Raw genomic sequence first — 15,614 nt, forward strand, 5'->3', positions numbered from 1 at the left:
CCAATCAACCCAATCCAATCCAATCCAACCAACCCAATCCAACGTGTGCAACACACCAGTCTCCGCCATCCCGGCGGGGGCGTAAAGAAAGGAAACACCATGAAGAAGTCAATGAAGCGCGTCATCGCCGCCGCGGCTGTGTTGGCGATGGGCGTGCCCGCGCTCGCGGCCTGCGGTTCGTCCGCCGCCATCGACGAATCGAAGGGCAAGGTCTACTACCTGAACTTCAAGCCGGAAGCCGCCGACCAGTGGACGGCCATCGCCGAGACCTACACCGAGCAGACCGGCGTGCAGGTCACCGTCGAAACCGCCGCGTCGGGCACGTATGAGCAGACCCTGAAGTCGGAGATGGCCAAGGACGAGGCTCCGACCCTGTTCCAGGTCAACGGTCCGGTCGGGTACGCGCGCTGGAAGGACTACACGGAGGACATGTCCGGCACCGCCGTCTACGAGCAGATGGAGGACCAGAGCTCCGCGCTGATGGACGGCGACAAGGTGGTCGGCGTGCCCTACGTGCTGGAATCCTACGGCATCATCTACAACAAGGACCTGCTGCAGCAGTACTTCGATCTGGGCGTCTCGTCCATCACCTCGGTCGACGAGATCGACTCCTTCGACGCACTGAAAACCGTGGCCGACGGCATCCAGGAGCATAAGGACGAGCTGGGCGTGCAGGGCGCGTTCGCATCCTCCGGCTTTGATTCGTCCTCCGACTGGCGCTTCAAGAGCCAGCTCGCCGGCGTGCCGCTGTATTGGGAGTTCAAGGAGGACGGCGTGACCGAGCAGCCGGCCACCATCAAGGGCACCTACCTTGAGAACTTCAAGGACATCTTCGACCTGTACATCACCGACTCCACCACCGAGCCCACCCAGCTGAGCTCCAAAACCGGCGACGACGCGAACTCCGAATTCGCGCTCGGCGACGCGGTGTTCTACCAGAACGGCACCTGGGCCTGGACGGATCTGAGCAATGCCGGCGTCGAAGCCGACAGTGTGGGCATGCTGCCGATCTACATCGGCGCGGACGGCGAGGAGAACGCCGGCCTGACCACCGGCTCCGAGAACTACTGGTGCATCAACTCCCAAGCCTCCGATCTCGACAAGCAGGCCACCGAGGACTTCCTCGAGTGGATGATCACCTCGGACGAAGGCAAGGATGCGCTCGCCGTTCAGATGGGCTTCTCCACCCCGTTCAAGACCTTCTCCGACGTGACCACCGAAAATCCGCTCATCGACGAGTACAAGGCCGGGCTTGAGGCCGGCAAGGAATCCATGTCGTGGACCTACACGATGATCCCGTCCGAGCAGTGGAAGAACGACCTCGGCTCCGCGCTGCTCGAGTACGCGCAGGGGACCGGCACGTGGGAGGCGGTGGAAACCGCGTTCGTGGACGGCTGGGCGAGCGAATACGCTGCCGCCGAATGATATGGGCGCCGGACGACGGTCGCCAAGCGGCGGCCGTCCGGCCATAAACGTCGGAGCATCATCGTAGGAACCTTTCTCTAACCTCGACATTCCTATCTGCTGCTTCGGCCCACGCGGGAGCGACTCCATGCTGTGTTGGTGGAGCCGCTCCCGTTGTGTTCGATAGAGCTCGGTCTCCGCTCCGCGCTTCACCTTGGCTGTGACGTGCCCCGGTGACATACTGGGGCACGTGAGTGAGAAGAATCGCGTAAGCGAGAAGAGCGGTGTGGGCAGGCGTGTGACGTTCGAGCATGCGCCGCGCGACCTGATGGTCGGAGCCGTGCTGACGCTGGCCGGCGGCACGTTGTGGGGCGTCAACGCCACCGTCTCCAAAATCCTTATGGACCACTACCAGGCCGACCCGTTGTGGATCGCCTGCATCCGCGAGCTCTTCACGGGCGCGCTGTTCCTCGCTTGCGCCGGCGTCATGACGCCGCGGCTGCTGGTCGGCGCCCTGCGTGACCACAGGTCGTATCCAAGATTCGTGGGCACGGCCATCGTCTGCGTGCTGCTTTCCCAAATCGCCTATCTCAACTCGATTGATTGGACCAACGCCGGCACCGCCACCGTGCTGCAGACGCTGAATCTGCTGTTCGTGCTGGCATGGGTGTGCCTGCGAGGTCGAAGACTGCCGGGGCGGCGCGAAACCGTGGGCGTGGCGCTCGCCTTCGTCGGCACGGTGCTGATCGCCACGGGCGGCGACCTGACCACGTTGACCTTGCCGCCGATGGGGTTGGCTTGGGGTCTTGCGAACGCGCTCGCGACGGCGTCGCTGTCGATTCTGCCCGCCTCATTGATCGCCCGATGGGGCAATTTCACGACCAACGGCATCATGTTTCTGATCTCCGGCATACTGCTGTGCCCGATCGTGCGCCCGTGGGCCACCGCTCCCGCCGGACTGGACGCGCTGGGTGTGGCGTTGATGGTGTTCACCGTGGTGGGCGGCACGTTCGGCGCGTACTGGCTGTTTCTGACCGGTGTGATGCGCATCGGCTCGATGCGCGCCACCATGCTCGGCACCGTCGAGCCGCTGACTGCGACGGTTTCCGCGGTGCTGTTCACCGCCGCCGTGTTCACGCCCACCGACCTGGTTGGTTTCGCCATGATCATCGTCATGGTCTTCCTGGTGCGCTGAACGTAGGCTGAACGCATGCTGAACTTTGCTGGGCGAAGTGCCCATTAGATGGAATGTTCCCTTAAGGGGTATAACGCGGGGGTAGTATAGGGCGTGTCTTAACGGAACACTTGTGTGCGACGGCGATGTGGACAGGCTTGGACGGTGTTCCGAGGGTACATAGAGGTGTGGCGTCACGTTGGAAGTGCATACGCAAGGCGCTGGCATCAACAAAACAAAGAGAGGGACATATATGTCTTGGAAACGATCGTTAGCGGCGGCGGCCGTCGCCGCGGCCACAAGCTGCGCCCTGCTGCTGCCATCCATGGCGGTGGCGGCGCCTCTGGTCGGTGCGACCTATGAGCAAGGCGGCTATACGGCGACGAAAATCTCCCATCCCGAAAGCGGGCTGGGCGAAACGGACGGCATCGTCGATCTTGAGGACGACAGTGCGGACCGCGGGCAGAGCTATTCGTGGTCGTCGGTCGGCTATGGGGATTGGATGTACGTCGGCACCTGCTACGCCGCCATGGCGAGCACGCTGAAGAAAATGGCCAGCCAGATGGGCACCACGTACGACGTGCTGTCGGCCGGCATCGACGCGTTGTTCAATGGCAACCTATTCCTGGACAGCGCCGATGCCGAGAACCGCAGCCTGCTGCTGAAAATCAACACCAGAACGGGTGAGGTCAAAGTCGTGGTCGAGCCCACCAGTGGGACGAACGGGTATCGCGCCGCCGTCGAATTCCATGACAAACTGTACTTCGCCGCGTCGGCGAATCCCGAGCCGTATCTGCTGGAGGTGGATCCGGCCACCGACGAGACCAAAATCGTCTACACCGCCCCCTCGGTGCCACAGGGACAGGCCATCTCCGTGGGAATCCGCGGCCTGACAGTGCTGAACGACCAGCTGATCTCCAGTATGATCGGCGAGGATGGCGCGTATATCGTCGCCTCGTCCGATCCCTCCGCCGGACAGGACTCCTTCCGGACCATCGGCACGCAGGAGGACCTGCTCGACTACCCCGCCTACCACTACACCGACAGCATCTTCGGCGGATCCATCTGGGATATGGTCGGATTCAACGGCAAGCTGTACATCACCGTGGTGACGGGCAAGAACGGTGCCAAGCAGTCGTTTGCGTTGTTCTGCGGCGAGCCCGGTGCCGACGGCCAGTGGACGTACCGTCTGTTGGTGGGGGACACCGACGATGGCGCGCGATACACGTACGGCTTCGGCGCGGACCGTTCCGGTGCAGCGAACCTGGCCGTGTACGGCGACCACCTGTATATCGGCGGATACAACGATCCGATGGTCGCGCTGCCCGACGCGTTGAGCTTCGAATTCGAATCAATCTACAAAGACTTGTCCAGCCCGGTGAATCTGTGGCGCATGGACGCGAACGAGAAGTTCGAGATGGTCGCGGGCGAGGCGAACGAGGCATTCCCCGAAGGTCCGATTGGCACGTTGAACGGCAAGTCTCTGTTGGCAGGACTGGGCACGGAGGATGACGCCAGCCGCAATCTGAACCAATACGTCTGGAACATGCGGGAATACGATGGCAAGCTGTATGCCGGCACGTTCGACATCGGCAGCCTGGCGTATCCGCTGATGCAGTTCACCAACGGCGATGTGCTGGATATGACGGCCGACGAGTGGAAGAGCCAAATCCGCTACATCAAGGAGTTCCTCGAGGCGCTGAAGGAGCAGCAGTCCGGTGACGAGGCCGCCGCGATCGCCGAGGATGGGATCGGTGTCGCGGCGGAGGGTGAGCCGGACGCCGACTCCGATGGTGATGCCGACGCTGATGAAAGCGACGATCTCACCGCCACCGCGGAGGCGCTTGCCGAGGAGGGCTCCGTCGATTCCGTCATCGCCGATCTGGAATCGATGGAAAGCCTGATGAGCGCCATGCAGGGTGATCTGGATTCGGCGCAGGGCGATGAGAGCGAGGTGAGTCCGCTGTCGCTGGACGACTCCGCCTCGACTTACACGCTTGACGACCGCATGCAGTTCGAAGACTGGCTGCAGTCGCTGCTGGACACCTATCAGAAGGTGCACGACTACCTGCCGGAAAGCCTGACCAGCGTGCTCGACCAGTGGCTGAACCAAGAGAATGTGGACAACTTCTCGTACTTTGTGGGCACCTGCCAATACCTCAGCCAGGGCGAACGCGGCTTTGATCTGCTGGTCAGCTCCGATGGCACGACGTTCCAGACCATCACCCGTGACGGGTTTGGCGATGCCAACAACCACGGCCTGCGCGTGTTCGCGGCGACGAATACCGGTCTGAATATCGGCACGGCGAATCCGTACCAAGGCTCGCAGATCTGGACGCTGAGCGACGGCAGCGTGATCGAGGACTCCGTGCTTGAGCAAACCGAGTACGAATACGACAAGTACGCGGGCTCGGACCAGCATAAGCCGGTCGACGTGCGGATCGATCTGAAGGGCAACACGGTGTCCGAGGTGCGGTACAACCACGCCGCGTTGACCAAGGATGTGGACTATACGATCACGGATGACGGCATCCAGTTGGCCACCACCTTCCTGGACGGGCTGGATACCGGTGCCGCCGCATCGTTCCAGATTCTGTTCAACGTGGGTGCCCGCGCGTCCTTCACCGTCGCTGTGACGGACACCACGCCCGGAACGCCCGGAACGGATGTCCCGGCTGATGCCGATGGCTCGCAGAGCGAGGCGATCGGTTCGACCGGTTCCAGCGTGGTGGCCATTGTCGCCGCGATTGTGGTGCTGGCAGCCGCCGCTGTGGTCCTCATCGTGCTTCGCCGCAGGAAGAAGTGACGTACCGGCGCTGATGCGGCGGCATGGTGACGTGCTGGCGTACCGGCGACGCAACGAAGTGACGCAATGAACGGCGCCGCGGAAGATTGGTTCCGCGGTGCCGTTTGTTGTGTGTTGGGGCAAGTCTTGGCTCGCATCGGAGAGGATATGTGCGGCTCCTGATGGTGTCACTCTCCGACCGGTCTACGGGTCTTGTCTGCGCCGAGGGGCGCGCAACTGGACAACCGGGTCAATCCCCCGCTGGACAGGTGCTGTACAACTCGACATAATAACTAGACCGGAACTAGACAACTTCATGAACATGTGTTAGACTGCCTAGCATGACAGAGCAGTCCACAAGCAGGCGCAGGCTTCCGTCGCAATCCGTGGCGGACGATCTGGCGCGCAGAATCGAACAAGGCGAGTACCGCGACGGCGACCGTCTGGACTCCGAATCCGCGTTGGCCAAGGAGTTCGGCGTGGCCCGCGGCACGATGCGCAACGCGTTGGAGATACTCAAAGACCGCAATCTGGTCACCACCAAACCCGGGGTCGGCAGCTTCGTCTCCTTCCACGGGCACACCATGGAAGGAGCCGGAGGATGGGCCGCGGCCAGCGCGCGCGCCGGTTCGCCGACCGTCACCGAAGTGCTGGGCATGGAACGCCAAGTCCCGCCGGAGGAGCTGCGCCGCGAGTACGACATCGACGGCGACGTGCACCGCGTCGTCCGCCGTCGACTCATCGGCGATGTTCCGGTCTCCGTGGAGGTGTCGTATCTGCCCTCCAACACGCTGCTCGACCTGCTGATGGAACGCGGCCTGCTGGGCGACTCCATCTCGCTGACGATGAAAGCCGCCCATATGGAACCGGAAAGCGGCGTGCAGGACGCCACGGTGGAGGCGCTTCCGGAGGAATATCTCGAACAGCTTGAGGCCATCGCCTCGGACAGGTTCCTCGTGGTCCGCCGCTCCAGCTTCGACGCGGAGGGCAACCTCGTCGAATATGTGGTGTCATACCTCAACCCCGATCACTTTTCGTTGCATGTGGAATTCGGAAGGGAGAAAACACAATGAACATGGGCAATGAGGACTCGCGCAACCGTGCGCTGGGAGCGTTGGCGGGACTTGCGCTGGGCGACGCGCTGGGCATGCCGACGCAAAGCATGGGCGCATCATGGATCGAGCGTGCCTACGGCGGCATCACCGGCTTGCGTGACGCCATCGCCGAACAGCCGATCGCGCCGAATATGCCCGCCGGCTCGGTGACCGACGATACAGAACAGGCGCTGCTGGTCGCCCGGCTCATCATCGAAGGCGAGGGGCATATCGACCCGAACTCCCTGTCGAAAACCCTGCTGGACTGGGAGGACGACATGCGCGCCCGCGGATCGCTGGACCTGCTCGGTCCCTCGACCAAGCTGGCGCTGGAACAGGTGCGCGCCGGCGCGGACATCTCCACCACGGGCCGCACCGGCACCACCAACGGCGCCGCCATGCGCGTCACCCCGGTGGGCGTCGCGCATAACGCGGAAGGACCCCACTTCACCGACTATGTCTATGAATCCTGCAGGGTCACGCATAATACGGAACACGGATTCCTCAGCGCGTATCTGGTGGCCGCGGCGGTCAGCTTCGGCATCGAAGGCCGCACCGTGCGCGAGGCGCTCGCCGAGGCGATGGATTCGGCCGAGCGTGTGGAGAGGCGTGGCGCGTGGAGTCCCAAAGCCGACGTGCTGGCGCGGACGCGTGCGGCGGTGGACGGTTGCGAAACCGGTGACGAGGCATCGTTCCAACAGTCGTTGCGTGAGGTGTGCGGCACCTCCGTGGAGGCCAACGAATCGGTGGCCGCGGCCTTCGCCATGGCCTGGCGATACGCGGACGAACCTTTGCGGGCGCTGCTGACGGCCGCGAATATCGGCGGCGACACCGACACCATCGCGGCCATGGCCGGGGCCATGCTGGGCGCGGGCATCGGCGGCGCGGCGTTCCCGCAGGATCTGGTCGGGCGCGTCTGCGAGGTATCGCATCTCGATCTTGCCCCGATTGCGGATGGACTATTGGAGGTGCGACGAACCGAATAGTGCGCAGTCTCATCATCATGCCGTCGGTCCGTCCGACTGGCGACGGGCCGATCCCGGCGGTCTGACCGGACCGGGCGGCGGCCGGCCGGGCGGGGACATCGCCATCGTGGCGCCCGCGGTACCCGTTGTCCCCGATTTTCCGACTTTTCCAATTTCCTGACTCTCTTGGCTTGCCGGCGCGACCGTGCCGGTGGGGCAGCTCCGCTATGCCCTGAAACGCATGCAATCGCGACGTCGCATTGCATATCTAGCGGTGATCATCGTTCTTTCTTTTGTGAGAGATCGACAGTGTATTGATTAAGGAGACGATCATGTCTGAATCGCAAGCAAACGCTTCGAGCAAAGTGCTGTCGCGCGTGGAGCAGCGCGGCATCGAGCCGGTGCCGGCCGACCAGCGAAACGGTTCGCCCGGGCAGCTGTTCTGGGTGTGGTTCGCGGCCAACATCTCAATCCTCGGCATTCCGCTGGGCGCGACGGTCATCGCCTTGGGACTGAACATCTGGCAGGCGATCCTGGCCACGGCCATCGGCGCGTTCGGCTCCTTCGCCATCGTCGGTGTGGTGTCCATCGCGGGCCGGCGCGGCGGCGCCCCGTCGCTGACCCTGTCACGCGCGGTGTTCGGCGTCCGCGGCAACGTCGGCCCCACGCTGGTGGCGCTGCTGTCGCGACTCGGCTGGGAGACCGTGAACACCATGACCGGCGCGTCGGCGCTGCTGTCGTTGTGCGTGATCTGCTTCGGCGTGTCCGGCGGATACAAGGACATCCCGCTGCTGACATTGGCCTGCGTGCTGATTTTCGTGCTGCTGACCGCGGTGATCTCCGTCGCCGGCCACTCCTTCATCCTCACGGTGCAGAAGTGGGCCACATGGATTTTCGGCGCGTTGACCCTGCTGGTCGCGATCTATCTGGTGACCACCGTCGACTGGGGCACCCTGCTGGCCGGTGAGCCGGGTTCGGTGAGCGCGTTCATCATCGCCGTGGGCACCATCGCCTCCGGCACCGGCATCGGCTGGGTGAACTCCGGCGCGGATATGGCCCGCTACCAGAAGACCAGCGTCAAAAGCGGTTCGCTGATCCTGACCGCGGCCGCCGGCGCGGGCATCCCGCTGGTGATCGTGATCGGCGTGGGCTCGATCCTCACCGCCGGTGGTTCCGGCCTCGCCTCCGCCGCCGACCCCGTGGCGGCCGTGCGCGACGCGCTTCCGGTGTGGGTGTCGGTACCGTATCTGATCGCCGCCTTCGCGGGTCTGCTGATGTCCAATAATCTGTCGGTGTATTCGGCCGGCCTGACCACCATCACGCTGGGTGTGCGAATCCCGCGCGTGTACGCCGTGGTGCTCGACGTGGTGATCACCACCACCGGCGCCATGTACTTCATGCTGGGATCCGATGGATTCTACGGCCCGTTCGTCACGTTCATCTCCCTGCTGGCGGTGCCGCTGACCGCATGGGCCGGGGTGTTCCTCGTCGACATGATCGTGCGCAGGCGCTATGACGCCGATGCGCTGCTGGATCTGAATTCGACCTCGCGCTACTGGTACTCCCACGGTATGAACATTCCGGCGATGGCCAGCTGGCTGGTCGCCTTGGTGGTCGGATTCCTGTTCGTGACCGCGCGCGTCTCCGATGAGGTCGTGTGGTTCTCCGGCCCGCTGGCCGATACGGTGATCGGCGAGAACGGACTGGCCTGGCTGGTGTCGCTGCTGCTCGGCGGCGCGCTGTACGCGCTGCTCGGCCTGCGCGGCATCAGCGCCGAAGACAAAATCGAAGCCGTCGCTGAAGCCGACGCCGAAACCAAGTGAGGTCGATCATGCGTGAAGCGAAAATCATCCATTGCGCGCAGGTGTGCGTGGACCTGACCCTGTCCATCGACCATCTGCCCGAACGCGGCGGCGACGTCTTCGCCACGAAAAACGGCATCAGCGCCGGCGGCGGCTATAACGTGCTGTACGCGGCCCGTCAGATGGGCGCGCCGGCCGTCTATATGGGTGCCATCGGAACCGGTGCCATGGCGGACGTCGCGCGACGGGCGCTTGGCGGCATCGGCGTGGAGGTCGCGGGCGTCACCCTGCCCGACGTGGACACCGGCTACAGTGTGGCGCTGACCGAACCGGACGGCGAACGCACCTTCATCTCCACCCGCGGCGCGGAGACGATGGTCCCCGAGGATTTCTACGAAACCATCGAGCTCGTCGAAGGCGACGTGGTGTACCTGTGCGGCTATTCGCTGGTGCACCGCGGCAACACCGAAGCGATCAAGCGTTTCGCGCGCAAAAACGCGGGGTGGCGCGCGGGGCATGTCGTGTTCGACGTGAGCCCCGTCGTGGACCTGATCGCGCAGGACAGTCTGGACGCGATCCGTCCGCTCAACCCGATCTGGTCGGTGAACGAGCGAGAGGCGGAGATCCTATGCCGGCGGTACGCGATCGCCGACGCCGCGGACGGTTCGGGCGGTTCGGACGAGGCTGTGCGCTGCCGTGCGCTCGCCGCGTATCTGGGCAATCCGGTGATCGTGCGCGTCGGAGCCGAGGGCGCATGGTATTGCGATGGCGGCGAGGTGCGGCATGTTCCCGCGCTGCGGGTGACCGCCGTGGACACCAACGGCGCGGGCGACGCCCATGCCGGCGTGCTCTGCGCGGCGCTGCTGCAGGGGATGCCCATGGGGCGCGGCCTGCAGCTTGCGAACTGCGCCGCCGGCTTGTCCACCACCGTCTCCGGGCCCGCGACGTGCCCTGAGCGCGACGTGGTCGAATCCGCCGCCGAATCGATGCCGGCGTTGGATTTCTGACGGAACCGCCGCCGAAGGGCGGGTCTGCGGGAAGATGAGGACACCCGAGAGACCGGCCGGCATGCGACATATGGTCGAGTGCCGGCCGGCCTCACGTCGTTTTCGCCGACGCTTGCAGGCGTGCGTCTCGCGTCACTCCCCGCGATAGCGCGCCATCATCTGGGATTGCAGCTGCTGGGCGCTGGGCGGCGTCCAGGTGAGCGCGTCCGCGCCGGCCTCGATGGTGGCGATGATGCTTTCGTCGCTCGCCCCGCCCGAGGCGAGGATCGGCGTTTCCGGATGGTGCGCGCGGATGCTCGCCACGACGGCCGCCGTGTTGCGCCCGGCAGCCACGTTGATGATGGCCGCTCCGGCGAGGATCTTCTCCTCCGTGACCTCGTCGTCCGTGGTGACCGTGGCGATGACGGGGATGTCGATGGCGCTCATCGCGGCCTCCACGGTGGCGGCCGGCGCGGGCGCGTTGATCACCACGCCGGCCGCGCCTTGCATTTCGGCCACCATGGCGAGCTCGATCACGCGGTTGCCGGTGGTTGTGCCGCCGCCGACGCCCACGAACAGCGGCTGCTGGGCCACGGTGAGCAGGGCCTGCGTGATGATGGGTTCGCCGGTGAACGGGTAGACGGCGAGGATCGCGTTGGCGTTCGTGTTGCGGATCACCGCCGCGTCGGTGGTGTAGGCGAAGGTTTTGAGCGTGTGTCCTTTGACTGTGATGCCGCCGCAGCGCGTGGTGGATTCGGGCACGCGGGCCACGGGCGAGGTGAGCCGCCCCTCCACGGTGGCGTTGCCGGGCATCGTGCGTGTGACGGACGGCAGGGTCGTATGCCGTTCCATGGCGACGCCCTCGCTGGGGGAGAACATGCTGGCGTGCGGCGTCGTGCGGCTGATCGAGGTGCTGTGTTCGCTCATGCGTCCTCCTGAATATCGTCCTCGGGCAGGCGGCTGGCGTTGCGGAATTCCGCCATGGCTTTGCGCATCAGGCGGCGTCGTTCGATGAGGTCGTCTTGGGGGAAGCGGCTTTCGGCATGGGTGATGATGCGGTCCAGATAGCCGCTGAGCGTGTCGAGTTCGTCGTCGGTCAGGCAATCGAGCAGATCGGTGCTGATATGCGTGCGGCGGCGTAGATGGTCGGCTGCGGCATGGCCCTCGTCGGTCAGGTGCACCATCATCACGCGCCGGTCCTGTGTGGCGGGGCGACGGGTGATATAGCCCTTCTGTTCGAGTTTGGACAGCAGTTCGCCGACGGCCTGACGGCTCATGCCGAGGATGGTGGTGAGGTCGCGTTGGCTGATCTGGTCTTTGAGTGTGAGCATGGTGAGCACGCGCCCCTGCCCATGGAGCGTGGAGCCATCACCGGGGGTGTTCGGGGGTGTGGAGGTTGCGTCTTGGGCGACGGTGTCTGTGGGATCGGCCGCGGCGTTTGTGCCGTTTGTGCCGTTTGTGCCGTTTACGCCGTTTGTGCCGTTTGCGGACGGGGTGTCTGTGGTCGCGTCGGCGTTCGCGCCATTCATAGGCGTGGCATCTGCGACCGCGCCGCTGGCGGCGTTCGCCGCAGGGGCGTCTTCAAGATTTTGGGAGATGTTGTTTCCGTTCGGCTGCGTGGCGCGGTCGTTTCGGCGGACGACCGGTCGTACCGTGGCGCCGTTCTCGCGTCTGGTGCGGCCGACTTGGAAGTGCGATCGGGCGATGATGACGCCGAGGTCGCGTAGCTGTTCGGTGATGCGGGTTTTCGTTTGCTCCGACATGGTGTTCGCCGGCCTTTCCGTTTGTGGGACTTAAGCTCCGCAAGGATTTGTAAAGTACTTGACAATCGCAACGCTACAATACGCCATCGCAACTGTCAAGTACTTGACAATATAATCCCGTGTCGGCTGCGCGTCACTCGTCCTGGTCGTCCTGCTCGTAGATGGCCGCGGCGATCATGTCACGCAATTCGGCGAACCGAGGATCGGCGCGAACCTTGTCCATATTGTCGGGGTCTAGGAGGCGCCGGTCGGGGCCGGGAGGGCGGTACCCCGTGGGTCTGTCGCATCGATGCTAGGATTTGAGTCGTGGCAGACGATTTCGAGACGTTCATCGACCGGCTCGTCGCGGTGCTGGAAGCCAACGGCCTCGCGGAGCCTGGGCGGACGGTCAGGTTCGCCGCGCTCGGCGCGGGCGAGGACGAGGCCGCGCTGGAGGCGGCCGCCATGTGCCTGATCCGCAACGGCATCATCCTGCCCGACGATTTGATGACGGAGTTCGGCTATGAGGTCGAATTCTGGGACGATGACGCCCTGTCGGAACTGTACGACGATATGAAGGCGATGGCGAGAGCCTCGGAGCCGCCTGCGTCGAATGATTTATAGTCAGCGGGTCATCCGGTGTCTTGCCGGATGCGCCGCTGACTTAAGTGTTCGATTGCGTTTCGGGCTATCGGTTGGCGTGCGCGGGGTTTGAAAGCGGTTTCCTGAACGGTGTGAGGGTTCCATTGTGTCCGGTGTGCGGCGGCGGGGCGAAGAGGAACGGCAGGACCTCGGCGGAAAGGACCCGTTGGCGGTGCGAGGACCCGGATTACGGCTCGTCGCCGACCGGCCTGCGACCCGTCGTGCCCTGGATCTGGGCTGGTTCCGGGTGGCCGTCGTAATGCCGGAGGGCGTCGGCGTGGAGGAATCGGCACATGCTGACGGTTCATCCACACTAAGGGCCATGCCACCGTGGATGAATGGTTACTGTCTGTCGATCCATCCACGCTGAGGGATGTGTCACCGTGGATGGGTGGTCGGTGTCTGTCAATCCGTCCACGGTGAGTGTGCTTAGCGTGGACGAACGGTTAGTAACTGCCGATCTGTCCACGCTGAGGGACGCGTCACCGTGGCCGAATGGTCAGTGTCTGTCGTTCCGTCCACGGTAAGCGTGCCCAGCGTGGATGAACCGCTAGCATCTGTTGGTCTGTCCACGCTGAGGGGCCCGCCACCGTGGATGGATGGTCGGTATCTGTCAATCCATCCATGCTGGCGGAGGCGTCGCCGTGGGCGAATCGTCGATTACCGTCACCTCATCCACGCTGAAATGCGCCGCACGGTCGAGGCGGCGATGACTGCCAATCCGATCGTTCCAGCAAAGCGCCCTCGGAATCGCGGGGCGACGACACCGAATAACAGGAACCACCAGACACACAATTTGGCCTATAGCCCCATTGGCCGGTTGTCATATTGCGAAAGAACCCCGAACCGTTGAGATTCCAACGATTCGGGGTTCTTCCCATCTGGTGCGAGTGGGGGGACTTGAACCCCCACGAGCATACACTCACTGCCACCTGAAGACAGCGCGTCTACCATTCCGCCACACTCGCAGACAAGGGGACAATTTACCACCAATAAACATCTCGAGCAACTGTGGCGTGTCGCGCGCCGATTTTCCGGAGGAAAATCACGAGCGCGCGACGCGAGCCGGCCGTAGAGAAAGCCCTGTGGGCTTTCGTGCCGGCGGAGCCATCCTTGGTTCGCCGGTTTTCCGGAGGAAAATCACGAGCGCGCGACGCGAGCCGGCCGACGGCTGATTTACAACGCTTTAACCACTTGGCGGTGCGGCGAAAACAGGAATGGCACCATTCCGCCGCTTTTCCCGACGGTGGGATGCCAGGTGGTTAAAGCGTTGTGCACGAGGCCGGGCGGCACGCTATGCCCCATAGAAATGCGCCAGCGATTCGTCGCGGAACTCCTCGAAATAGCCTCCGTCGATCGAGGCGCGGATATCGTCGAGCAGTTTGATGAAGAAATACTCGTTGTGGATCGTCGCCAGCGTGAATCCGTTGAATTCGCGGGCGCGCAGCAGGTGGTCCACATACGCCTTCGAATAATTCCGGCATGTATAGCATTCGCAGCCGTCCTCCAACGGCCCGAAATCCGTTTTGAATTCGGCGCGCTTGACGTTGTACCGTCCGTGCCGCGTGAAAATCGCGCCGTTGCGGCCGCATCTTGCCGGTGCCACGCAGTCGAAGGTGTCGCCGCCGTTCTCCACGCAGGCGAAGATGTCGTCCACCGAGGCGATGCCGAGCACATGTCGAGGCCGGTTTTCGGGCATCGCGTCGCAGATCCACGCGCAGATGTCGCCGATGATGCGCTTCTCCAGCGCGCCGCCGATGCCCACGCCGTCGAAGTCGAGCGAGGCGATCTGTTCGGCCGCATGCCGGCGCAGGTCCTCGTAGTTCGCTCCTTGCACCACGCCGTACAGCGCCTGGTACGGCTTGCCCAGACGTTCGGCGGTGAGCCGCTCGTGCTCGGCCACGCAGCGTTGGGCCCAGCGGTAGGTGCGCTCCACGGACTGCTCCTGATAGCCGCGCGTGTTCATCAGCGTGGTCAGCTCGTCGAACGCGAACATGATGTCCGCGCCGATTTTGTGCTGGATGCCCATCGAGATCTCCGCGGAGAAACGGTGGCGGTCGCCGTTCAGGGGGGATTTGAACGTGACGCCGTCTTCGTCCACGAAGGCGAGACGTTCCTTGCCTTCGGCGATCACATCGTCCGATTTCATGCCGGTCACGTCCATCGCCAGCGTCTTTTTGAAACCCGATCCGAGCGAGAGCACTTGGAATCCTCCCGAATCGGTGAAGGTGGGGCCGCTCCAGTTCATGAACCGTCCCAGACCGCCGGCCGCGTCAAGCACGTCCTCGCCGGGCCTTTCGAACAGGTGGAAGGCGTTGGACAGCAGGCATTGCGCGCCGAGCTGCCGCATGGTCTCCGGCAGCACCGCCTTCATCGCAGCCTGCGTCGCCACCGGCACGAAGGCGGGGGTGCGTATATCGCCGTGGGGGGTGTGGATGATGCCGGTGCGTCCGTAGCGCGTCCCGCCCCGTCCTTTGCCGTCGGGCGAGCCGGGCAGGCGGGTGATGGTTTCGAATGAGAAGGCGGTCCGGTCGCCCGGCTGGCCGGGCGCGGCACCGATGGGTTGGTTCAGGAAGTCGGTCATAGGCTTCACTTTAAGCGAACGTCTCGTACGAACGGCTGGGTTTTTCTGTGATGCGCGTGTGATTTGTGCGCGAAATGTGATGGTGGTGGGCGATGTGGGGCAGCTCACAATACGATTGAGGCATGATGGGAAACCGCATGATATCAAGGGTTTGCGTGGGTGCGCGCATGACTGCAGGCGACTTTCCCCGGCTTGTTCATCATGCTTGGGGATGTTTCGGTTTCTTCTCCCAATGAACATTCAGGAAACTTCCAGAGCGGCTATCTTAACTCATAGATAGCAAATCGAAAGCCGGCGGCTCCGATTGCTGATTGTAAGGAAACTTTGCCGCCGACGAATGAAGGAGCACATATGGCTGAAGAGAACGAGCGCTGGAACGCGGGCGCGTCAGATGGCCAGCAGACGCCGAATGAGAGCGCCGCTTCGCGCAACGAAC

At 63.8% G+C, this 15,614-nt stretch carries 11 protein-coding genes, 1 tRNA gene and 1 pseudogene; 9 read left to right on the top strand and 4 right to left on the bottom strand.

The window, feature by feature from the left end; genetic code table 11:
• Positions 1-99: 99 nt before the first annotated feature.
• The 7 genes from BL8807_RS04455 (at position 100) to BL8807_RS04485 (ending at position 10,231) form a co-directional block, all read left to right on the top strand.
• On the top strand, positions 100-1,425 hold the full coding sequence (locus tag BL8807_RS04455; protein WP_072724297.1) for an ABC transporter substrate-binding protein: 1,326 nt from the start codon (positions 100-102) through the stop codon (positions 1,423-1,425).
• Positions 1,426-1,732: 307 nt separating this feature from the next.
• Positions 1,733-2,599: a DMT family transporter gene (locus BL8807_RS04460; RefSeq protein WP_083570135.1), complete on the top strand. Its 867-nt coding sequence runs from the start codon at positions 1,733-1,735 to the stop codon at positions 2,597-2,599.
• A 232-nt stretch (positions 2,600-2,831) separates the two neighbouring features.
• The gene (locus BL8807_RS04465; RefSeq protein WP_072724293.1) at positions 2,832-5,384 is read left to right on the top strand and encodes a X2-like carbohydrate binding domain-containing protein; all 2,553 of its coding nucleotides are present in this window, start codon (positions 2,832-2,834) and stop codon (positions 5,382-5,384) included.
• Between the two features lie 320 nt (positions 5,385-5,704).
• Positions 5,705-6,436, top strand: a complete 732-nt coding sequence (locus BL8807_RS04470; protein WP_072724291.1) for a GntR family transcriptional regulator — start codon at positions 5,705-5,707, stop codon at positions 6,434-6,436.
• Positions 6,433-7,443, top strand: coding sequence for an ADP-ribosylglycohydrolase family protein (locus BL8807_RS04475; RefSeq protein WP_083570127.1), 1,011 nt, complete (start codon positions 6,433-6,435; stop codon positions 7,441-7,443). Before BL8807_RS04470 ends, BL8807_RS04475 begins: the two co-directional genes overlap by 4 nt.
• A 311-nt stretch (positions 7,444-7,754) precedes the next feature.
• A complete protein-coding gene (locus tag BL8807_RS04480) occupies positions 7,755-9,245 on the top strand; it encodes a purine-cytosine permease family protein (RefSeq protein ID WP_072724290.1) in 1,491 nt (496 codons plus the stop codon).
• Between the two features lie 8 nt (positions 9,246-9,253).
• The gene (locus BL8807_RS04485) at positions 9,254-10,231 is read left to right on the top strand and encodes a PfkB family carbohydrate kinase (RefSeq protein WP_072724480.1); all 978 of its coding nucleotides are present in this window, start codon (positions 9,254-9,256) and stop codon (positions 10,229-10,231) included.
• A 132-nt stretch (positions 10,232-10,363) separates the two neighbouring features.
• On the opposite strand, the gene BL8807_RS04490 is transcribed toward BL8807_RS04485, so the two are convergent.
• Complete coding sequence (locus tag BL8807_RS04490; RefSeq protein ID WP_072724288.1) at positions 10,364-11,137, bottom strand: beta/alpha barrel domain-containing protein; 774 nt, start codon at positions 11,135-11,137, stop codon at positions 10,364-10,366.
• Positions 11,134-11,973, bottom strand: coding sequence for a MarR family winged helix-turn-helix transcriptional regulator (locus tag BL8807_RS04495; RefSeq protein ID WP_072724286.1), 840 nt, complete (start codon positions 11,971-11,973; stop codon positions 11,134-11,136). The genes BL8807_RS04490 and BL8807_RS04495 overlap by 4 nt, the downstream gene beginning before the upstream one ends.
• Before the next feature lie 306 nt (positions 11,974-12,279).
• On the opposite strand from BL8807_RS04495, the gene BL8807_RS04500 reads away from it, so the two are divergent.
• Positions 12,280-12,576, top strand: a complete 297-nt coding sequence (locus BL8807_RS04500; protein ID WP_072724285.1) for a hypothetical protein — start codon at positions 12,280-12,282, stop codon at positions 12,574-12,576.
• Positions 12,577-12,686: 110 nt separating this feature from the next.
• A pseudogene (locus BL8807_RS12190) lies at positions 12,687-12,812 on the top strand (transposase-like zinc-binding domain-containing protein); the annotation flags it as partial.
• Between the two features lie 664 nt (positions 12,813-13,476).
• On the opposite strand, the gene BL8807_RS04505 reads toward BL8807_RS12190, so the two are convergent.
• A tRNA-Leu gene (locus BL8807_RS04505) sits at positions 13,477-13,562 on the bottom strand.
• A 326-nt stretch (positions 13,563-13,888) separates the two neighbouring features.
• The gene (gene tgt, locus BL8807_RS04510) at positions 13,889-15,178 is read right to left on the bottom strand and encodes a tRNA guanosine(34) transglycosylase Tgt (protein WP_072724284.1); all 1,290 of its coding nucleotides are present in this window, start codon (positions 15,176-15,178) and stop codon (positions 13,889-13,891) included.
• Positions 15,179-15,614: the final 436 nt, after the last annotated feature.

Origin of the sequence: Bifidobacterium lemurum (assembly GCF_014898175.1) — a bacterium.
GTDB lineage: Bacteria > Actinomycetota > Actinomycetes > Actinomycetales > Bifidobacteriaceae > Bifidobacterium > Bifidobacterium lemurum.

Coding starts and splice junctions, on each gene's coding strand:
- BL8807_RS04455 (WP_072724297.1), top strand. CDS start 100: ATGAAGAAGTCAATGAAGCGCGTCATCGCCGCCGCGGCTGTGTTGGCG.
- BL8807_RS04460 (WP_083570135.1), top strand. CDS start 1,733: ATGGTCGGAGCCGTGCTGACGCTGGCCGGCGGCACGTTGTGGGGCGTC.
- BL8807_RS04465 (WP_072724293.1), top strand. CDS start 2,832: ATGTCTTGGAAACGATCGTTAGCGGCGGCGGCCGTCGCCGCGGCCACA.
- BL8807_RS04470 (WP_072724291.1), top strand. CDS start 5,705: ATGACAGAGCAGTCCACAAGCAGGCGCAGGCTTCCGTCGCAATCCGTG.
- BL8807_RS04475 (WP_083570127.1), top strand. CDS start 6,433: ATGAACATGGGCAATGAGGACTCGCGCAACCGTGCGCTGGGAGCGTTG.
- BL8807_RS04480 (WP_072724290.1), top strand. CDS start 7,755: ATGTCTGAATCGCAAGCAAACGCTTCGAGCAAAGTGCTGTCGCGCGTG.
- BL8807_RS04485 (WP_072724480.1), top strand. CDS start 9,254: ATGCGTGAAGCGAAAATCATCCATTGCGCGCAGGTGTGCGTGGACCTG.
- BL8807_RS04490 (WP_072724288.1), bottom strand. CDS start 11,137: ATGAGCGAACACAGCACCTCGATCAGCCGCACGACGCCGCACGCCAGC.
- BL8807_RS04495 (WP_072724286.1), bottom strand. CDS start 11,973: ATGTCGGAGCAAACGAAAACCCGCATCACCGAACAGCTACGCGACCTC.
- tgt (WP_072724284.1), bottom strand. CDS start 15,178: ATGACCGACTTCCTGAACCAACCCATCGGTGCCGCGCCCGGCCAGCCG.